The 17,197-nt window shown below is 64.7% G+C and carries 15 protein-coding genes; 8 read left to right on the plus strand and 7 right to left on the minus strand.

From position 1 onward, the window contains the following. Window positions 1–38 precede the first annotated feature (38 nt). Both EKH81_RS19725 and alaS read left to right on the plus strand, forming a co-directional pair. Window positions 39–170, plus strand: coding sequence for a hypothetical protein (locus tag EKH81_RS19725; protein ID WP_274380478.1), 132 nt, complete (start codon window positions 39–41; stop codon window positions 168–170). A gap of 121 nt (window positions 171–291) precedes the next feature. Then, entirely contained in the window at window positions 292–3,081 is a 2,790-nt protein-coding gene (alaS, locus tag EKH81_RS04470) for an alanine--tRNA ligase (protein WP_132059161.1), read from the plus strand. A gap of 72 nt (window positions 3,082–3,153) precedes the next feature. Here the strand turns inward: alaS and EKH81_RS04475 are convergent, their stop codons facing one another. The 3 genes from EKH81_RS04475 to EKH81_RS04485 all read right to left on the minus strand — a co-directional run bounded on the left by EKH81_RS04475 (window position 3,154) and on the right by EKH81_RS04485 (window position 5,733). Then, window positions 3,154–4,203 (minus strand): DUF7972 family membrane protein, encoded by a 1,050-nt coding sequence (locus EKH81_RS04475; RefSeq protein ID WP_132059162.1) that lies wholly within the window; start codon window positions 4,201–4,203, stop codon window positions 3,154–3,156. Beyond that, on the minus strand, window positions 4,196–4,399 hold the full coding sequence (locus EKH81_RS04480; protein WP_132059163.1) for a Sp36 family protein: 204 nt from the start codon (window positions 4,397–4,399) through the stop codon (window positions 4,196–4,198). The genes EKH81_RS04475 and EKH81_RS04480 overlap by 8 nt, the downstream gene beginning before the upstream one ends. 170 nt (window positions 4,400–4,569) lie before the next feature. Further along, complete coding sequence (locus EKH81_RS04485; protein WP_132059164.1) at window positions 4,570–5,733, minus strand: HD domain-containing protein; 1,164 nt, start codon at window positions 5,731–5,733, stop codon at window positions 4,570–4,572. 495 nt (window positions 5,734–6,228) lie between these two features. Between EKH81_RS04485 and EKH81_RS04490 the strand changes: the two genes are divergently transcribed. Further along, a complete protein-coding gene (locus EKH81_RS04490; protein WP_132059165.1) occupies window positions 6,229–7,026 on the plus strand; it encodes an alpha/beta fold hydrolase in 798 nt (265 codons plus the stop codon). Between the two features lie 73 nt (window positions 7,027–7,099). Here EKH81_RS04490 and EKH81_RS04495 read toward each other — a convergent pair whose 3' ends face one another. Further along, window positions 7,100–7,369, minus strand: a complete 270-nt coding sequence (locus EKH81_RS04495; protein WP_132059166.1) for a DUF7571 family protein — start codon at window positions 7,367–7,369, stop codon at window positions 7,100–7,102. A 128-nt stretch (window positions 7,370–7,497) separates the two neighbouring features. On the opposite strand from EKH81_RS04495, the gene EKH81_RS04500 reads away from it, so the two are divergent. Further along, window positions 7,498–9,006 carry a class I adenylate-forming enzyme family protein gene (locus tag EKH81_RS04500; protein WP_132059167.1) on the plus strand — a complete coding sequence of 503 codons (1,509 nt, stop codon included), beginning with the start codon at window positions 7,498–7,500 and terminating at the stop codon, window positions 9,004–9,006. A gap of 209 nt (window positions 9,007–9,215) precedes the next feature. Here the strand turns inward: EKH81_RS04500 and EKH81_RS04505 are convergent, their stop codons facing one another. Next, window positions 9,216–9,971: a hypothetical protein gene (locus EKH81_RS04505; RefSeq protein ID WP_132059168.1), complete on the minus strand. Its 756-nt coding sequence runs from the start codon at window positions 9,969–9,971 to the stop codon at window positions 9,216–9,218. A 237-nt stretch (window positions 9,972–10,208) separates the two neighbouring features. Between EKH81_RS04505 and EKH81_RS04510 the strand changes: the two genes are divergently transcribed. The 3 genes from EKH81_RS04510 to EKH81_RS04520 all read left to right on the plus strand — a co-directional run bounded on the left by EKH81_RS04510 (window position 10,209) and on the right by EKH81_RS04520 (window position 12,702). Continuing rightward, a complete protein-coding gene (locus EKH81_RS04510; RefSeq protein ID WP_132059169.1) occupies window positions 10,209–10,916 on the plus strand; it encodes a type 1 glutamine amidotransferase in 708 nt (235 codons plus the stop codon). Between the two features lie 115 nt (window positions 10,917–11,031). After that, entirely contained in the window at window positions 11,032–11,451 is a 420-nt protein-coding gene (locus tag EKH81_RS04515) for a DUF7344 domain-containing protein (protein ID WP_132059170.1), read from the plus strand. Between the two features lie 87 nt (window positions 11,452–11,538). After that, window positions 11,539–12,702, plus strand: coding sequence for an acyl-CoA dehydrogenase family protein (locus EKH81_RS04520; protein ID WP_132059171.1), 1,164 nt, complete (start codon window positions 11,539–11,541; stop codon window positions 12,700–12,702). Between the two features lie 410 nt (window positions 12,703–13,112). Here the strand turns inward: EKH81_RS04520 and EKH81_RS04525 are convergent, their stop codons facing one another. Then, window positions 13,113–15,302: an ATP-dependent DNA helicase gene (locus EKH81_RS04525; RefSeq protein ID WP_132059172.1), complete on the minus strand. Its 2,190-nt coding sequence runs from the start codon at window positions 15,300–15,302 to the stop codon at window positions 13,113–13,115. A gap of 71 nt (window positions 15,303–15,373) precedes the next feature. Then, entirely contained in the window at window positions 15,374–16,321 is a 948-nt protein-coding gene (locus tag EKH81_RS04530) for a cation diffusion facilitator family transporter (RefSeq protein WP_132059173.1), read from the minus strand. A gap of 80 nt (window positions 16,322–16,401) precedes the next feature. On the opposite strand from EKH81_RS04530, the gene EKH81_RS04535 reads away from it, so the two are divergent. After that, window positions 16,402–16,914 carry a metallophosphoesterase gene (locus EKH81_RS04535; RefSeq protein ID WP_132059174.1) on the plus strand — a complete coding sequence of 171 codons (513 nt, stop codon included), beginning with the start codon at window positions 16,402–16,404 and terminating at the stop codon, window positions 16,912–16,914. The last annotated feature ends 283 nt before the right edge of the window (window positions 16,915–17,197 follow it).

Consider the following 17,197-nt stretch of genomic DNA (forward strand, 5'->3'; position numbering starts at 1 on the left):
CTATGGGACGCTATCCGCGAGAAGTGCGAGACGCGCGCATGAAGTGCATCGAGTGCAACGCGCCCGTGGTCGAGACCGTGGAGGGGTCGTACGCCTGCGTGAGTTGCGGGACCGAACCGGTGAGCGCTCGGAAGAGGGATTCGGCCGCGCGACCGACCGCCGACGATTGACCGTCGTTCGCTTTCGCTCGGGGGAACCGGGGGATAATCGGGTCGGGACGCGACGAGGCGTGCGAGACAGCACACCACTTGCGGAACTGTTTTACCCGTTCGTTGGCGAATAACGAACAATATGAGCGAACTTGAGGAGGAGTACCGCCTCGATTATTTCGAGGCCGAGGGCTTCGTCCGAAAGGAGTGTTCGGAGTGCGGAGCGCACTTCTGGACGCGCGACCGCGACAGGGAGACGTGCGGCGAACCGCCCTGCGAGGAGTACGACTTCATCGACAATCCGAGTCTCGACGCCGAGTACAGTTTGGAGGAGATGCGCGAGGCGTTCCTCTCGTTCTTCGAGGACAACGGCCACGAGCGCATCGACCCCTACCCGGTGGCGGCGAACCGGTGGCGCGACGACGTGCTGCTCACCCAGGCGTCGGTCTACGACTTCCAACCGCTCGTGACCTCCGGGAAGACGCCCCCGCCCGCCAACCCCCTCACCATCAGCCAGCCCTGCATCCGGATGCAGGACATCGACAACGTGGGCAAGACGGGGCGGCACACGATGGCGTTCGAGATGATGGCCCACCACGCCTTCAACGCCCGAGAGGACTTAGAGGACCCCGAGCAGTACGCCTATCAGGGCGAGGTGTACTGGAAGGACGAGACCGTCGAGTACTGCGATGCGTTCTTCGAGTCGATGGGCGCAAACCCCGAGGAAATCGTCTACATCGAGGACCCGTGGGTCGGCGGCGGTAACGCCGGACCCGCAATCGAGGTCATCTACCGCGGCGTCGAACTCGCCACGCTGGTCTTCATGTCGATGGAGCAGGACCCCGAGGGCGAGTACGAGATGAAGGACGGCAATCGGTACTCGAAGATGGACACGTACGTCGTGGACACCGGGTACGGACTCGAACGCTGGACGTGGATTAGCCAAGGCACCCCCACGGTGTACGAGGCCATCTACCCCGAGATGATTTCGTTCCTCAAGGAGAACGCGGGCATCGACCACTCCGAGGAGGAAGCCGAACTCGTCCACCGCGCGTCGAAACTCGCGGGCCACATGGACATCGACGAGGCCGAGGACATGGAGGCCGCCCGCGACAACATCGCCGACAAACTCGGCGTGTCCACCGCCGAACTGGAGGCCCTGCTCGAACCCCTCGAAGACATCTACGCCATCGCCGACCACTGCCGGACGCTGGCGTACATGCTCGGCGACGGCATCGTTCCCTCGAACGTCGCCACGGGCTACCTCGCCCGGATGGTCCTCCGGCGCACCAAGCGCCTCTGTGACAACGTCGGGGTGGACGCCCCGCTCGACGAACTCGTGGACATGCAGGCCGACCGCCTCGGTTACGAGAACCGCGACACGATTCGGGACATCGTCCGAACCGAGGTCGAGAAGTACCGCGAGACGCTCGAACAGGGCGGTCGCCGGGTCGAGCGCCTCGCCAAGCGGTACGCCGAGGAGGGCAAGCCCATCCCGACCGACGAACTGGTCGAACTCTACGATTCGCACGGCATCCAGCCAGACATGGTCGAGGAAATCGCGAGCGAGTTCGGCACCGAGGTCGAGGTGCCCGACGACTTCTACAGTCTCGTGGCCTCCCGACACGACGGCGGCGAAGCCTTCGAGGAGGAAGCGGAGGAAGACGAGAGACTCGCCGACCTCCCGAAGACCGACCGCCACTACTACGAGGACCAGTACGGAACCGACTTCGAGGCGGTCGTCCTCGACGTGTTCGAGCGCGAGGACGACGGCGAGACGGTCTACGACATCGTGCTCGACCAGACGATGTTCTACCCCGAGGGCGGCGGTCAGCCGTCCGACCGGGGCGTGCTGACCACCGACGACGCCAGCGCGAAGGTCGAGGACGTGCAGATTCGCGACGGCGTCATCCTCCACCGGACCGACGAGGAACTCGACAAGGGCGACATCGTCCGCGGGAAAATCGACGGCCAGCGCCGCCGTCGGCTGATGCGCCACCACACCGCGACACACATCGTGGTCCACGCCGCCCGCGAAGTCCTCGGCGAACACGTCCGGCAGGCGGGCGCGCAGAAGGGCGTCGATAGCTCGCGCATCGACGTGCGCCACTACGACCGCATCGACCGCGAGACCAGAAACGAAATCGAGTTGGTCGCCAACGAAATCGTGATGGAGAACACCACGGTCCAGCAGGAGTGGCCCAACCGCCACGAGGCCGAGGAGGAGTACGGCTTCGACCTGTATCAGGGCGGCATCCCGGCGGGGATGAACATCCGGCTCATCCACGTCGCCGAGGACGTGCAGGCCTGCGGCGGTACCCACGTCCGGCGCACGGGCGATGTCGGTACCATCAAAATCACGAACACCGAGCGGATTCAGGACGGCGTCGAGCGACTCACGTTCGCCGCCGGGGACGCCGCCATCGAGGCGACCCAGCGCACCGAGGCCGCGCTCGCCGACGCCGCCGAGATACTCGACGTGTCGCCCGACGAGGTGCCCGAGACCGCCGAGCGCTTCTTCGAGGAGTGGAAGGGCCGCGGCAAGGAAATCGAGGACCTGAAAGAACAGCTCGCCGAAGCTCGCGCCTCGGGCGGCGGAGGCGGCGAGGAGGTCGAAGTCGGCGACACGACCGCCGTAATCCAGCGCATCGACGCCGACATGGGCGAACTCCGCGCGACCGCGAACGCGCTCGCCGACGAGGGCAAAATCGCGGTCATCGGAAGCGGTGCGGACGGCGCGCAGTTCGTGGTCGCCGTCCCCGAGGAATCGGGCGTCAACGCCGGGGAGGTCGTCTCCGAACTCGCCGCGAAGGTCGGCGGTGGCGGCGGCGGCCCGCCGGACTTCGCGCAGGGCGGCGGTCCCGACGCCGGGAAGTTGGACGGGGCGCTTGAGGACGCGCCCGACGTGCTGAAGCAAGTGCTGAACGCGTAGGAGACCTCTTTTTCGCGGAAGACGTCCGGTGGGCTGCTGCGACGAACCGAGAGACACCCTCGACGAGAGGGTTTACCGCTGGGAGTCCCGGAGGATGAGCGGTTCCATGGCGAGCGTCCGCTTCGCAACCGTAGCGATTCGCAACACGTAGGCGGTGAACAGCAGGAACGGAATTAGCGTCACAGTAAACGCACCCGCGACCACCCAGAGGACGTTCGCGAGGCCGAGCGTCGCGCCTGGAAACGACTCCCCGCCGACGAACGCGAGCATGATTCCCGCGACGGTGAGCGCGGGCACCGCGGCGTAGAGTATCAACTGCGAGAGGCTCACGAGCGCCCACTGGAAGTAGAGCGTCTTGATGTGTTCGCGGGCCGGACCGAACATCACCAGCGCGGTTCGGAGTTCGTCCAGCGCGGTTCGCTGGCCGTCGGTGAGGTTGTCGTACTCCTCGCGGATTCGTTCGACGTGGAACACCTTCCACGAGTAGTTGAAGTTGAGCGCGGCGGACAGCACCTCGAACGTGCCGAACTCCGCGCCGTCGAGTTGGTCCGTGACGGTGTCGGCGTTGCCCGTGATGCTGTCGGTGAGTTCCCCGACTTCCTCGCGGAGTTGGTCGTTTTCGCTTTCTTCGACCGCGTCTCGGAGTTCGTTGGCGCGCTTCTCGTTGAGTCGGACCAGTTCGGAGAGAAACGCCGACGGGTCGGAGGGCGTCGTCTTCCCCAGCAGTTCGCTGGCGTACGTCCGGTAGTCCATCGCGTCGCTCATGCGCTGGCGCTGGTCGCCCAGCGGTCCGGTCTCTTGGGACAGAACGAGCTGATTGATAGTCACTACGAGCGTCGTCCCCGTGATGACCGCGCCAATCATCGCCGAGAACATCGTCTCTATCACGTCGCCCGCGATAGCGGTCGAGCGGAACGTCGGGTAGATGAACGCGCTCGACACGACGAACGCGACGAAGACGAACGCGGCCAAGACGCCGGTCACGACGAGGCGATTCGATTCGAGCAGCAGTCGGAGTTTGAGACGGCTCTCGTCGGCCCGCTCGCGCATCGTGTTCGCGGTGCTGATTTCGCCATCGCCCCCGCTGTTTCCGTCGTTCGAGTCGCCGTGACGCTCACTCATCTTCGCGGTCGGTCGCCGACGCGGGGCGTTTGAGTACGAAGAACTTGGTGCCGCCGCCAACGTAATCGACGGTGTCGGCGAGTTCCCACCCCTCGCGACCGAGTTCGTTCAACTGGGATTTCGGGTCGGTCGCCTCCTTCATCGTGGAGTCTCGATTCGGCCGGAGCGTCTCGTACTCCCACTTCCGTGACGGCATACACGAGGAAGATGTTCCCGAGGACAATATGTATCGGGGCCGGAACTACTCTCTCCCACCGAAGAGCCAGCGCTTCGTTCGGGTCCACACCGGCGCGCGTCGCTTCCAACTCCCATCGAAGGGTATCACGGGTCTGGGAGCTAAAACCGCTCTCCCCGTTCCGCGGACTCCTACGCGTCCACTCCCAGCACGCGCTCGGCCGCCGCGCCCACCTCGCCGACCGATTCTTCGGGCGCGTACACCCCGAACCGCCACTGGGCGCGCGCCGCGGCGCGTAGCCCCTCGACCAGCGGCGACTCGTCGCCGAGTCGCCGCACCTCGTCGCCGACGACCACGCGAGTCGAGGACTCGGGCATGCTCGGTTCGCCGGGGGTATCGACCAGCACCGACTCGGGTGCGACCCCGGCTTTCGCCGCGATATCGCGCTCGAACCCCCGGACTGCGGCGTGGTCGGCCGTGACGACCGCCTCCGGCACCTCGCCGAGTTCGGACCACACCGCGCGCTTGTAGAGGTCGCGGCGTTCGAGTCGGCGGGCGGCGTCGGCGGTCGCCTCGCAGTCGCGAAGCGCGCTCAGCAGTCGGTCGTCGGTCATCCGGGCGAACTCCTCGGCTCGGATGGTAGTCGAATCCAGCAGGCGCTCGCCCGCGCGTTCGAGCATCGCGCCCGCGATGCGCGAGACGTGGTGGCGGTAGACGGTCGCGTTCATCAGCGCGCGAGCGACCAGCGTGCTCTCGGCGGTGTGGACGTTCCCCTCCGAGAGGACGAGGTCGCCGTCGCGGAATCGGAGCGCGGCGACGAGTCGCGAGTGGTCGATGGTGCCGTACGGAACGCCGGTGTGATGGGCGTCGCGCACGAGATAGTCCATCCGGTCCACGTCGAGTTCGCCCGCGACGAGCTGGCCGAGCTTCCCCTCACCGGCGACGAGGCTCGCGATTTCGCCGGGGTCGAGACCGTGGGATTCGAGGACCGCCGCGAGGGTCCCGTCGGCGAGCAGGTCGCCGACCTCGTCGTGGTGCTTGCCGAGTCGGCGCTCGATGATGCCCTCGGTCTGGTGGCCGTAGGGGCCGTGGCCCACGTCGTGGAGCAGGGCGGCGGCCCGGACCGCCTTCGCGCGCTGGCCTTCGATTCCGAGGTGGTCGAGCGCCTCGCGCGCGAGGTAATACACGCCGAGGCTGTGCTCGAACCGGGTGTGATTCGCCGAGGGGTAGACCAGCCGAACCGTGCTGAGCTGTTTGACGTGGCGCAACCGCTGGAGGGCGGGCGTGTCGAGCAGGTCGGCGGCGAGGTCGCAGACCGGGATGTGGTCGTGGACGCTGTCCTTGATGGCTTCCATGAGTTCGGTGTTGACTTACGGGTGACAAAAAGCGTGCGTCTCTCGGCGACGCCGAACGGCGTCGCCGAGAGACCGAACGGTGTGAAACGCCGGTGAATCAGCCGCCGGGAATCTGCCGGTGAATCAGCCGCCGGGAATCTGCCGGTGAACCGTCCGCCGAGAATCTGCCGGTGACACAAACCTCGGGTGGGACTGAAAGGGGCCGTCCGGTCGCGTTTACGTGGTCGTCTGACCGACCTCTATCTGGGCCGGGCGTGGCGGAGAGGCCCAGATATGTCGGTCAGCGACCGCGACCGGGCGGGGGCTTTCTGGCTGTTCCCCGGTACTGATTTTGTTGTTCGAAGCAGACGAAGCGTTCGACAGCATCACGGTGAACTTCGTCGAGAAACGCAGAAGCAAGCAACCACTTGAGCCAATAAAAACCGCATCTGCACCGCAAACGGACGAGATTCCGAGAGCGAACCACTCAAACCTCGCCAAATCGAACCGCCACCCATGCCTTACGCGGACAACGACGGCGTCTCGATTCACTACGAAGTCGCCGAATCCGACGCTCCCGACGCCGAGACGGTCGTCCTCCTCGCCGACGCGGGTCACGGCCCGTGGCTCTGGAGTTGGCAGTACCCCGCGCTCGCCGGTCACTACGACATCGTCGTTCCGAGCACGCGCGGCACGGGCGAGTCGGACGCCCCTGGTCGGTACTCCGTCGGAGAGATGACCGCCGACCTCGACGCCGTTCTCTCGGACTCCGGGGCGCGGACTGTCCACCTCGTCGGTGCGGGGATGGGCGGGATGGTCGCGCTCCGATATGCCCTCGACTACTCGCGCGCTCGGTCGCTGACCCTGCTCGGTACCTCGTCCGGCGGGCCGCGGGCCGAGGGCGTCCCCGCGGACGTGCGCGAGCGCCTGCTGGTCGGCGACGACTCCGATGCGCTTCGGGCCTCGCTCGAACCCGCGGCGAGCGAGGAACTGCTGGAGACCGACGACTTGGTCGAGCGCATCGTTGAGTGGCGACTCGCGGAGGACGCCGCGCTCGACGCTCAGAGGGGTCACTTCGACGCGATGGCGAACTTCGACGTGAGCGACCGTCTCTACGAAATCACGACCCCGGCGCTCGTGTTGCACGGCGAGGACGACCGCGTGATTCCGGTCGCGGACGGTCGCCTGCTGGCCGAGGGGCTTCCGAAGGGGGAGTTCCGGGCGTTCCCCGGCGAACACCTGTTTTTCGCGGAGCGCTCGAAGGAGGTCAACGACGCGCTGGTCGGCTTTCTGGAAGCCCACGCCGAGGACTGACCGCACTCCGGAGTGGCGACCGGCGGACGGACGGCGGAGAAAGGGCGGCGACTTCTGACCGCGGACGGACCGTTCAGCAGGTCGTGGTGTCGAGAGTCCAACCGGGGTCGCGACCCGTGCGCTCGATGTGCTCGGAGCGACACGCCGGGCAGTAGTCGGGCGTGGCGGCGACTCCTCGCGGGACGTAGACCGCACCGCCGCACTCGACGCACGCTTCGCCGACGATGGTGGCGCAGTCGGCACAGACGTTGAAGTCGTCGACCGTGAGGTCTCGCAGGGGTTCGAGTTGTTTATCCAAGATGTACTCGTCGATGACCGCCTGACAGTTTTGGCACGGTTGCATGTCGATCCACTCGGTACCATGTGATGGTGACACATAGACCTATCGCCGCCGTGGGATTTTGCCGCCCGGAAGATTCGTTCGTTCCCGACTGCAACAACGCCTACGTCTCGGCGCGTCGAACCCCGGCTATGACGCTCTCGCTCGAACGCCGGGCGGCGCTGTGGGGGGACCGACTCGCGGTCGCGGACGCCAGCGACGACCGCCGAATTAGCTACGCCGACCTCGACGCGCGGGCCGACACCTTCGCGGCCCGCCTCGACGCCCTCGGCGTCGAGGCGGGCGATTCGGTCGCGGTCGTCTCGCGGAATCGCGTCGAGGTGCTGGCGCTCCTGTTCGCGGCCCGTCGCCTCGGGGCCGCGCTCGCGCCGATTTCCCACCGACTCACGCCCAAGACGGTCGAGCGACCCCTCGATATCGTGGCCCCCGAAATCGTCGTCCACGAGCCAGCACAGCGCGACCTCGTTCGTGAAGTCGCCGACGACCGCGAATACACCTTCCAAGACCTCCGTCGTGGCGAGGAGACCGAGCAGTCCGACTACGACCGGGCCGACCCAGACCCGGAGCGCTCGCTTCTGTACCTCCACGCGAACGGGCGGGCCGACCGCGTGGTGGACCTGCCCGAGCGCGCGGTCGAGTGGAACTGCATCACCGCGATTGCGGCGTGGGGTCTCGGCAGGGACGACTGTGCGCCGACGCTCCTTCCGCTCTCGGACGCGGACGGACTCCACCGACTCGCGCTCCCCCTGCTCTACGTCGGCGGGCGGGTCGTCGTCCTCCGGGCGTTCGACCCCGCCGACGCGCTCGCGGTAATCGAAAATCGCGGCGCGACCGCGCTGTTCGCGGGTGCGACCGAGTACCGCGAACTGGTGGCCGACGAGTCGTTCGAATCGACGGAGTTCGACAGCGTTGAGTGGGTCGGCACGCGGTCGGTGCTCCCGACCGACGCGCGCGAGGCGCTCGCCGAGCGCGCGCCCGTGGTCCGGTCCTACGGCCGGGCCGAGACCGGGCCGAACAACCTCGTCGTCCCGGTCGAGCGCGCGGCTTCGGACGCCGACCGCGAATCCGACCCGGCCCTCGACCCCGACTGCGTGGGCCGGCCGTTCCCCGACTGCGAGGTTCGACTCGCGGAGTTCGCCGACTCCGGCCGCAGAGCGGCCGGAGTCGGCGAGAACGAGGCGGACAAGAGGGAGACGAACGAGAGCGACGTCGGCGAACTGGAGGTGCGCGGCCCCGTCACCGCACGCGGCTACGTCGGCGGCGAGGACTTCCCGGAGTGGGTCGCGACCGGCGACCTCGCGTACCGCGAGGGCGACGACTTCTACGTTCTCGGGCGGACGGCGGATGCGCTGGAGTCCGAGGAAAATCGCGTCCACCCCCGAACAGTCGAGCGCGCGCTGGAAGCCCACGACGGGATTCGGGAGGCCGGAGCGGTCGTCTCGGGCGACTCGCTCGCTGCGGTCGTCGGCGACGCCGACCCCGGCGAACTCCGGGCGTTCGTCGCCGACCGACTCCCGGACGCGGCCGTCCCCCGCGAAATCGTCGTCGTGGAGTCGCTCCCGCGTCGTCCGACCGGCGAACCCGACCGAGCGAAGATTCGACGGCAGGTCTCCGGTGAGGAGCGATTCGAGATGGAGTGAGTGTTAGCTAACGGGAGGGAATACAACCGATATTTCGAAAAAGCCGACAGTCACTCGTCTTCGTCGGAAGGACGACGACCCTTCGAAACTACTTGGCCGTCGAAAACGATTCGCGAGACTCGGTTTCGGCGTTCGTTTTCGTCGTTGTCGTCACCCATTGTGGCTCACGATACCTCCTACAGAGATAAATAGATTGGGATGATTGTGCTTCATTCGATTCGGAAATCAACTTCGTCAATCACTCGTTGTATCTGCGACGGGTATCCGGAAGCCAATGTGATGATGTACAAAGCAACGCTCGATGTACCAACCAACGAAACAGAAACCGCATCAACGAGACCATGATACACACCGAGTGCGAGGTACGTGACTGAGTAAATCAAAAGCAGTATCGTGGAAGTCGAATAGAACGAATTCAGGATTTCCGCCGACTGGTTCTTGCGAATCCATTTCGCATAGCTTTTTGATAGAATGAGGTTCAATTCTTTATCTACCAAGTCCTCTTCTAACATCGTAATGAGGTTTGGTTTACTCATTCCAGCACGAAGATCCGAAGCGGTGTAAGTGAGTCCAGCAGTCGCAGTGGACGATATTAAGAAGAGTATCCCCGTTCCGAGATACCTATTGAGGAGTGTATCGAAGGAAACCTTTGGGTTGTTTGCAGAGAAGGTGAGCGCTGAAAGGAGCAACCCTATTAGAAGCACGTTGATTCGGAGGATTCGAATCGCTTTCGTGTCGATGTCGTTGAGGTTCGCTACTTGAACGTCAAGGGTTCTTCGCGCTTCGGAGACCCCGGTTTCTAAAGATGAGGTGCCGTTTGGTTGGTACTGGATGCTAGCCAACTCTTGGGTCAATTTATGGTCGGTACCAGAGTCGAAAGAGAAAAACAAAAAAGTGCCTATCACGGCACCCCAAATCAGCACAGTCGCCTCGATATGATAGCCGTCGAAGACAGCAAATCCCACCAGTGGAGACAGGAAAACCAAAAGTAATAATGCATATATTTGCAGTCTACGAGTATACTCTCTCATAGCTGCAATTAATGCGACTATGCTTTTCACACTTTCGACTATATCGGTGATGCATCTTCCGAGTGATTACTGAACCAACGCAAGACCCAAGACTCCAGCGATTAGTTCCGATACCGGCAGAACTCCCCGCAGCGAAACCCCTTTTGTCCGAGAGGTGTTTCGTATCTCACGATGAGCAGACTTCGCATCGCGTTTCTCAACGCCGCACACGAGGGGGGCGACACCCGGCGGAACTTCCGGCGGGAACTCGACGCCGACCTCGTGGAGTTCGACGCGACCGGCGGCGAACTCCCCGACGGCCTCGACTTCGACGGGGTCGTGGTCTCGGGGTCGCGGTCGTCGGTCTACTGGGACGAAGAGTGGATAGCGCCGACCAAGGAGTGGGTCGGCGACGCCATCGACGCGGGCCTCCCGTATCTCGGAATCTGTTGGGGCCACCAGCTCCTCGCCGACGTTCTCGGCGGCGAGGTCGCCGACATGGGCGAGTACGAAATCGGCTACCGCGAGGTCGAACACACCGGCGACTCCGAGTTGTTCGACGGCGTTGACGACCGCTTCACCGCTTTCACCACCCACTCGGACGCGGTGGTCGAACTCCCGCCCGGCGCGGAGGAACTCGCGTCGAACGACTACTCGAACCACGGCTTCCGGAAGGGCCACGCCTTCGGCGTGCAGTTCCACCCCGAGTACGACATGGCGACTGCCGAGAAAGTCGCGAGCGGCAAGGACCTCCCGGACGAGCGCATCCAGCGCGTCCTCGACGGTATCGACGACGAGAACTACGCGAAAGCGTGCGAGGCGAAGATAGTCTTCGAGAACTTCGTGGCGTACGCCCGCGAGGTTCGGGACGCCGAGACGCCCGACGCGACTCCCGCGTGACTGCGGGGTAGACCCACACCCCGCTCCCGTCTCTCGATTCTCTTCGAAGGGATATTTAAATACCATGACTGGTGAACCATCAAGCACACCCCCGTTCGCGGCGTATCATCGGAAAATGAACAACGAAATCGCAGACGGGGGCGGGAACGCGAACGCCGACCGGACGGCGTCGCCGCGCCAACCGGACATCGACGTTCCGCCGCTGCCCCAGGACAACGTCTTCGACGCGCTGGCGTCGAGGCGGAGTCGGTACGTCCTCACGTTCCTGCGAGAGGCCGACGACCCCGTGGCGCTCGACGACCTCGTCGAAACCGTCGCGACGTGGGAGACCGGCAAGCCCATCGACCTCGTCTCCGAGGACCACCGCAAGCGGGTGTTCACCTCGCTGTGTCACTCCCAACTCCCGAAACTGTCGATGATGGGATTGGTGGAGTACGACGACCAGGACGACGTGGTGATGCGCGGCCCGCACGCCGAGCAGGCCGACGCGTACCTCGACATCGCGGCCGAGCGCGACGACAACGTCGAACTGTGAGCTGACGCGCCCGATTTTCGGCCGATACACCGGCAATCCATCGGGGAAGTAGGAGCGCTTTTCACGGTTGGAACCACAGGTCTTGGCATGCTCGACTACGTCTCACTGGAGGAGGACCTCGACGAGGAGGAGCGACTGATTCGGGACACGGCCCGGCGCTTCGTCGAAGAGCAGTTCAAGCCCGACGTCGGCGACCACTGGATAGACGGCACCTTCCCGACCGAACTCATCCCCGAGATGGGCGAACTCGGCTTCTACGCGCCGAATCTGGAGGGCTACGGCTCGCCGAACGTGAGCGAGACGGCCTACGGCCTGCTGATGCAGGAACTCGAAGCGGGCGACTCCGGCCTGCGCTCGATGGCGAGCGTGCAGGGCGCGCTCGTGATGTACCCCATCCACGCCTACGGTTCCGAGGAGCAGAAAGAACGCTGGCTTCCCGGACTCGGCACGGGCGAACTCGTGGGCTGTTTCGGTCTCACGGAACCCGAACACGGTTCGAACCCCTCGGGGATGGAGACCCACGCCGAGAAGGAAGGCGACGAGTACGTCCTCAACGGCTCGAAGACGTGGATTACGAACTCCCCCATCTCGGACGTGGCGGTCGTGTGGGCGCGCGACCGGTCGGCCGAGGACAATCCGGTCCGGGGCTTCCTCGTGGAAACTGACAAAGACGGCGTGAGCACCAACAAAATCGACGAGAAGCTGTCGCTTCGCGCGTCCATCACGGGCGAAATCGGCCTGAACAACGTCTACGTCTCGGAGGCGGACGTGCTTCCGGGCGTCGAGGGCATGAAGGGACCGCTGTCGTGTCTGACTCAAGCCCGGTACGGCATCGCGTGGGGCGCAATCGGCGCGGCCCGCGACAGCTTCGAGGTCGCCCGCGAGTACGCCACCGAGCGCGACCAGTTCGGCGGTCCCATCGCGCGCTTCCAGATTCAACAGCAGAAGCTCGCGGAGATGGCGACCCAAATCACGACGAGTCAGCTTCTTGCCTACCGACTCGCCGAACTCAAGGAACGCGGCGACCTCCGACCCCAGCACGTCTCGATGGCCAAGCGCAACAACGTCCGGATGGCCCGCGACCAGTCGAGAATCGCCCGCGAGATTCTCGGCGGCAACGGCATCACCGCCGACTACTCGCCGATGCGTCACATGGCGAACATCGAGACGGTGTACACCTACGAGGGCACCCACGACATCCACACCCTGATTCTCGGGCAGGACCTGACTGGCATTGCGGCTTACGAGTGACGCGAAAGCGGCACGAGTCACATCGGAATGCCAGTCAGCAACCGGCATTGCGGCTTACGAGTGAGCTAACGCCGATTTTCGATTGAGAGTTTTAACACGATTTTCCACGGGCTACACTTGGTTAGACTAGCCACCGGCGCGCGCTGGCGCGGTCCGTGGTTTGGACCGCGCCCAAAGCGCGCGAGGGATGAGCATCGCAGGCGACGAGCGAAGCGAGGAGTCGAGAAGCGCAGTCGGTTGGGGAGGCGTGTGGCCGTCGCGGTTGCGGTGCTGTGCGGTGGTGGTGCGGTCCTCATAGGTACCGGGAGTCGCTAGTCACGGCCGAGGAAAATGCCCAGAAGTTCACGAAAGTAGCGGTTAGCTTTAGGCCGAGAACACTCACATACCAAAACACATCTGATAACGAATTTTTACGGAGTAGGAGGCGACCCATCCCACGCCCCCCTATCGGTAAAGAAGTTCAGCATCGCGAACTTCAGCTTCTCGGGCCCGATGTCTATCATCTCGGCGCGCTCCTCGGGCGGGAACGTCTCGCGGACGCTGTACTTGCGCATCTTGCGCTCGCCCAATTGGGTGTAGCGTTTGTCCACGAGCACCCGCACGCCGAAGTCCTCTGGCGACCGAATCACCCGCCCCAACGCTTGGCGGGTCTTCCGAATCGTCGGAATCTCGACGGCGTACTCCCACCCCGAATCGCGACCCGACCGGTCGGCGAAGGTGCGGTCGTAGGCCTCTTGGACCGCCTCCATTCGGTCGCTGAGGTGGGGATAGGGAACCCCGACCACGACCACCGTCCGGGCGTCGTCGCCGTCGAAGCTGACGCCCTCGGCGAGAGTACCCCACAGCGAGGTGAAGAGGGCGGCGTTCTCGTCGGTCACGAACCGCTGGCGGAGGTCCTCGACTGAGGTTCCGGGTTCGTCGCGGTAGAGGGTCGCGTCCCTGCTCCCGAACTCCCGATTGAGTCGGTCGTAGTAGCGCTCGGCCTCGGCGTAACTCGGGAAGAAGAGCAGGGTGTTCCCGGCGGTGAACTCCACGGCGTCCCGGAGGACGCCCGCGATGGCGTCCTGGGTCTCGGGGTTGCCGCGCTCGCTCGAAAACAGCGCGGGCGACTCGACCGCGAACGTCCGGCGGTTCTCCTCGGGGAACTGAAGCCCGTAGGCTATCGAGACCGGGTCTTCGAGACCCAGCACGTCCGAGAGCACGTCGAATGGCCGGAGGGTCGCGCTCATCAGGACGGTGGCGTACACTTCGCCGAAGAGGTCGGCCGTTACCTCGCGGGGGATGCAGGTGTAGAGTTCGGCCCGGCCGTACACCTGGTCGGTCGCCTCGTCGCGTCGGACCGCGACCACTGGGTACTGGCCCAACTCCGTTCCCTCGGCCATGAACGACTGAACGAAGTTCGCGGCCTGCAGGGTCTGGCACTCCTGGCGCGTGGTCGCCTCGCCGTTCTTGTACGCCTCCTCGTACCGGTCGTCGAGTTCCTTGCCGAGGTGGACCGCGAGGTCGAGTTCGGTGTCGATTCCCTTCCCGGTGTACTGCTGGAGGAAATTCAGCGTGAGGTCGTCGCGCTTATCGTCGTTCGAGATGGACACGTCCTCCCAGTTGTCGCCCACCTTCTCCCTATCGCCGAATCCGAACGCGTCCTCGTAGGTCTCTTCGAGCGCGCGCCGGAACGCCGCGATGACGTTGTACGCGGGTTCGGCCCGCGCGTCGTCCGAATCCTGGAGTTCGTCGAGCGCCGAGTCGAGGGTGTTCTCGGTCAGCGTTCGACTCGCGTGTTCGCGGGCGGTGCCCTCGATGTTGTGCGCCTCGTCGAAGATGGCGATTACGTCCTCGGGGTCCCGGCCCAGCCACCGGAAGAACTGCTCGCGTATCATCGGGTCGAGGAGGTGGTGGTAGTTGCACACGACGAGGTCCACGCCCTCCATGCCGTCCTTGAGGAGTTCGTAGCCACAGAGCATCTGCTCTTCCGCAAAATCGTAGATGTCGTCGGGCGTGCGCACGTCGTCGTAGAGCCACGAGTAGAACTCGTCGTTGTCGCCCGCGAGGTTGTTGTAGTAGTACTCGCAGGTGTTCTGGTCTTCGAGGCTCTCGACGGTCTCCTGGACCGAATCGAGTTCGTCCATCACCGCGCTCCGGGCGTCCATCGCGCGGTCGTCGCCCTCCTGTCCGGCTTCGAGCAGTTCCTGTTGGCGCTGTTCGAGTTCTCGCAAATCTCGCTCGGCGTCCACGACCTCGTACGTGTTGTCCCGGAGGACCTGACACTCCTCGAAGCCCACGTCGATGTGACACATCGACCCCTTGCCGCGGAACACGACCGCGCGAATCGACTCCTCTTGGGTAATCTCGCGGGCTTCCGCCACGAACTGGCGCATCTGCTGGTGGACGTTGGTCGTGATGACTACCGTCTTGTCCTCCTCGCGGGCGTACTCCAGCGCGGGCGCGAGCGACGAGAGGGTCTTGCCCGTGCCGCAGGCTCCCTCGAAAAGTACGTCCTGGCCGCGCGCGAAGGCGTTGTAGATGCGGTCCATCGCCTCGCGCTGATTGTCGTACGGTTCCTCGTACGGGAAGAACCGCATGTGCCCGTTCGTCTCTGCCACGGCAGGGAGTTTGCCCGGCTTGACGTTTAAAGTCTCGCTCTGGAGTGGAAGTGCAGGCGACCGGAAATCGGCTACACCTCAGGCTCGACGTACACCTTGAAGATGGTCTCGTCGGCCTCCATCATCGCGCTCTCCAACGCGGTAATCCGGTCGTCCATCTCCTCGGTCGGAATCCCGTTCTCGAAGGCGATGTCGGCCGCGACCATCACCTGCTCCGGGCCGAAGTAGACTGTTCGGAGGTCCACGATTTTCTCGACGCCTTCCCACTCCTCGACGATGTTGCGGAGTTTTCGCTCCTCTGACTTCGGCAGGCTCTCGCCGAGCAGGAGGCGCTTGTTCTCCCACGCGAGCGCCAAGGCGAAGCCCATCAGCATGATGCCGATGAGGAGGGCGGAGACGGCGTCGTACAGCTGATTCCCGGTGACTCTGGAGAGGTAGATGCCGAACAGCGCGATGCCCGCGCCGACCAGCGCGATGGTGTCCTCGGTGAACGCCGTGAGGGTCGTCACGTTGCTCGTCTTCGAGAACGCCTCGCGCAGGCCGCTCCACTGGTGTTGTTCGATGTCGACTTTCATCCCGGCCCACGCCTTCTTCAGTGCATAGGTCTCGAACGCTATCGCGCCGAGCAGGACGACGTAGTTGACGTACACCGGGTCGAACGGGCCGATGCCGAGGAGTTCGACCGGCTGGCCGCCACCGCCGTGTCCGGGGTGCATGATGGCGTTGTAACCGTGCTTCGCGGACTCCCACCCGGCGATGCCGAACAGCAGGACGCTCACCAGAAAGCTGTAGAAGAACTCGGCCTTGCCGTAGCCGAACGGATGCCCGCGACTCGCGTCCTGATTGCTGTACCGGATGCCGATGAGCAGGAACACCTGATTGCCGGTGTCCGAAATCGAGTGGTACGTCTCCGAGAGCATCGCGGCGCTCCCGGTCAGCAGAAATCCGAAGAACTTCAGCACGGCTATCGCGCCGTTGGCGAACAGTGCGGCGAGGACGACAGACTTGCTCTCGGCCATTGGTCCCTCTTCTCGGCCACCCGATAAGAAAGTGGTCGTATTCGTAACACTCAGGCCGAAACCGTTCCAACCTCGGGACGATGATTACCATCCTCTCGGACACGCACAGTCGGTCGGGCCACGAACTCCGGGGACGAGCGGCGGAGGCGGTCGAAGAAGCCGACCTCGTGGTCCACGCCGGGGACTTCCTGAACGAGACCGCGCTCGACGCGTTCGAGTCGGTCAGCGACCGTCTCCACGGCGTCTACGGCAACAACGCCACGCCGGGCGTCCGCGACCGCCTGCCGCCCGAGCGCACCTTCGACGCCGAGGGGTTCCGATTCGTCCTGACCCACGGTGACGACCGGAGTGCGACCGGCCTGTCGCTCCTCGGCCGCCAGCAGGCCGCCGACGTGGTGGTGTTCGGCCACTCGCACCGCCACGCGGTCAGCGACGCTGGCGAGGTCCTGCTACTGAATCCCGGCAGTCACGCTCAACCGCGAGGTGGCCTGCCGACGCACATCGAACTTCACCCCCGAGAGGGCGGTCTCGACGGCGAGATTCGACACCGCGACGGCTCGGTCCTCGAAGAATTTCGGGTCGAACACCGGTGACCGAGTCGGATGGGGGTCCGAAGCGTGGGGAACCGGGGAAGGTGGGGGCCGAAGCAGGGGAACCGGGGCAGGTGGGGGCCGCAGGTGGGGGCCGAAGCAGGGGAACCGAGTCGGGCGGAGGGCCGAAGCGGGGGGTCCACCTCCATCTATGCGTGACCGCACCAAGTACTTCCCGTAAGCTCAAAAATCCGTTTTAGTTATCGGCCCGGTCGGGGGGGGGGGGGGGGCCCCCCCCCCCCCCCCCCCCCCCCAACAAACACCCAAAGGGGGGTGAACGCCGCGA

Origin of the sequence: Halorussus amylolyticus, from assembly GCF_004143485.2 — an archaeon.
In the GTDB taxonomy this organism is placed as follows: Archaea; Halobacteriota; Halobacteria; order Halobacteriales; family Haladaptataceae; genus Halorussus; species Halorussus amylolyticus.

Excerpts from the sequence above, each read along its gene's own strand:
- EKH81_RS04490 (WP_132059165.1), top strand. The coding sequence starts at position 6,229 with ATGCCTTACGCGGACAACGACGGCGTCTCGATTCACTACGAAGTCGCC.
- EKH81_RS04530 (WP_132059173.1), bottom strand. The coding sequence starts at position 16,321 with ATGGCCGAGAGCAAGTCTGTCGTCCTCGCCGCACTGTTCGCCAACGGC.
- EKH81_RS04515 (WP_132059170.1), top strand. The coding sequence starts at position 11,032 with ATGAACAACGAAATCGCAGACGGGGGCGGGAACGCGAACGCCGACCGG.
- EKH81_RS04520 (WP_132059171.1), top strand. The coding sequence starts at position 11,539 with ATGCTCGACTACGTCTCACTGGAGGAGGACCTCGACGAGGAGGAGCGA.
- alaS (WP_132059161.1), top strand. The coding sequence starts at position 292 with ATGAGCGAACTTGAGGAGGAGTACCGCCTCGATTATTTCGAGGCCGAG.
- EKH81_RS04475 (WP_132059162.1), bottom strand. The coding sequence starts at position 4,203 with ATGAGTGAGCGTCACGGCGACTCGAACGACGGAAACAGCGGGGGCGAT.
- EKH81_RS19725 (WP_274380478.1), top strand. The coding sequence starts at position 39 with ATGAAGTGCATCGAGTGCAACGCGCCCGTGGTCGAGACCGTGGAGGGG.
- EKH81_RS04535 (WP_132059174.1), top strand. The coding sequence starts at position 16,402 with ATGATTACCATCCTCTCGGACACGCACAGTCGGTCGGGCCACGAACTC.
- EKH81_RS04510 (WP_132059169.1), top strand. The coding sequence starts at position 10,209 with ATGAGCAGACTTCGCATCGCGTTTCTCAACGCCGCACACGAGGGGGGC.
- EKH81_RS04485 (WP_132059164.1), bottom strand. The coding sequence starts at position 5,733 with ATGGAAGCCATCAAGGACAGCGTCCACGACCACATCCCGGTCTGCGAC.
- EKH81_RS04495 (WP_132059166.1), bottom strand. The coding sequence starts at position 7,369 with ATGCAACCGTGCCAAAACTGTCAGGCGGTCATCGACGAGTACATCTTG.
- EKH81_RS04500 (WP_132059167.1), top strand. The coding sequence starts at position 7,498 with ATGACGCTCTCGCTCGAACGCCGGGCGGCGCTGTGGGGGGACCGACTC.
- EKH81_RS04480 (WP_132059163.1), bottom strand. The coding sequence starts at position 4,399 with ATGCCGTCACGGAAGTGGGAGTACGAGACGCTCCGGCCGAATCGAGAC.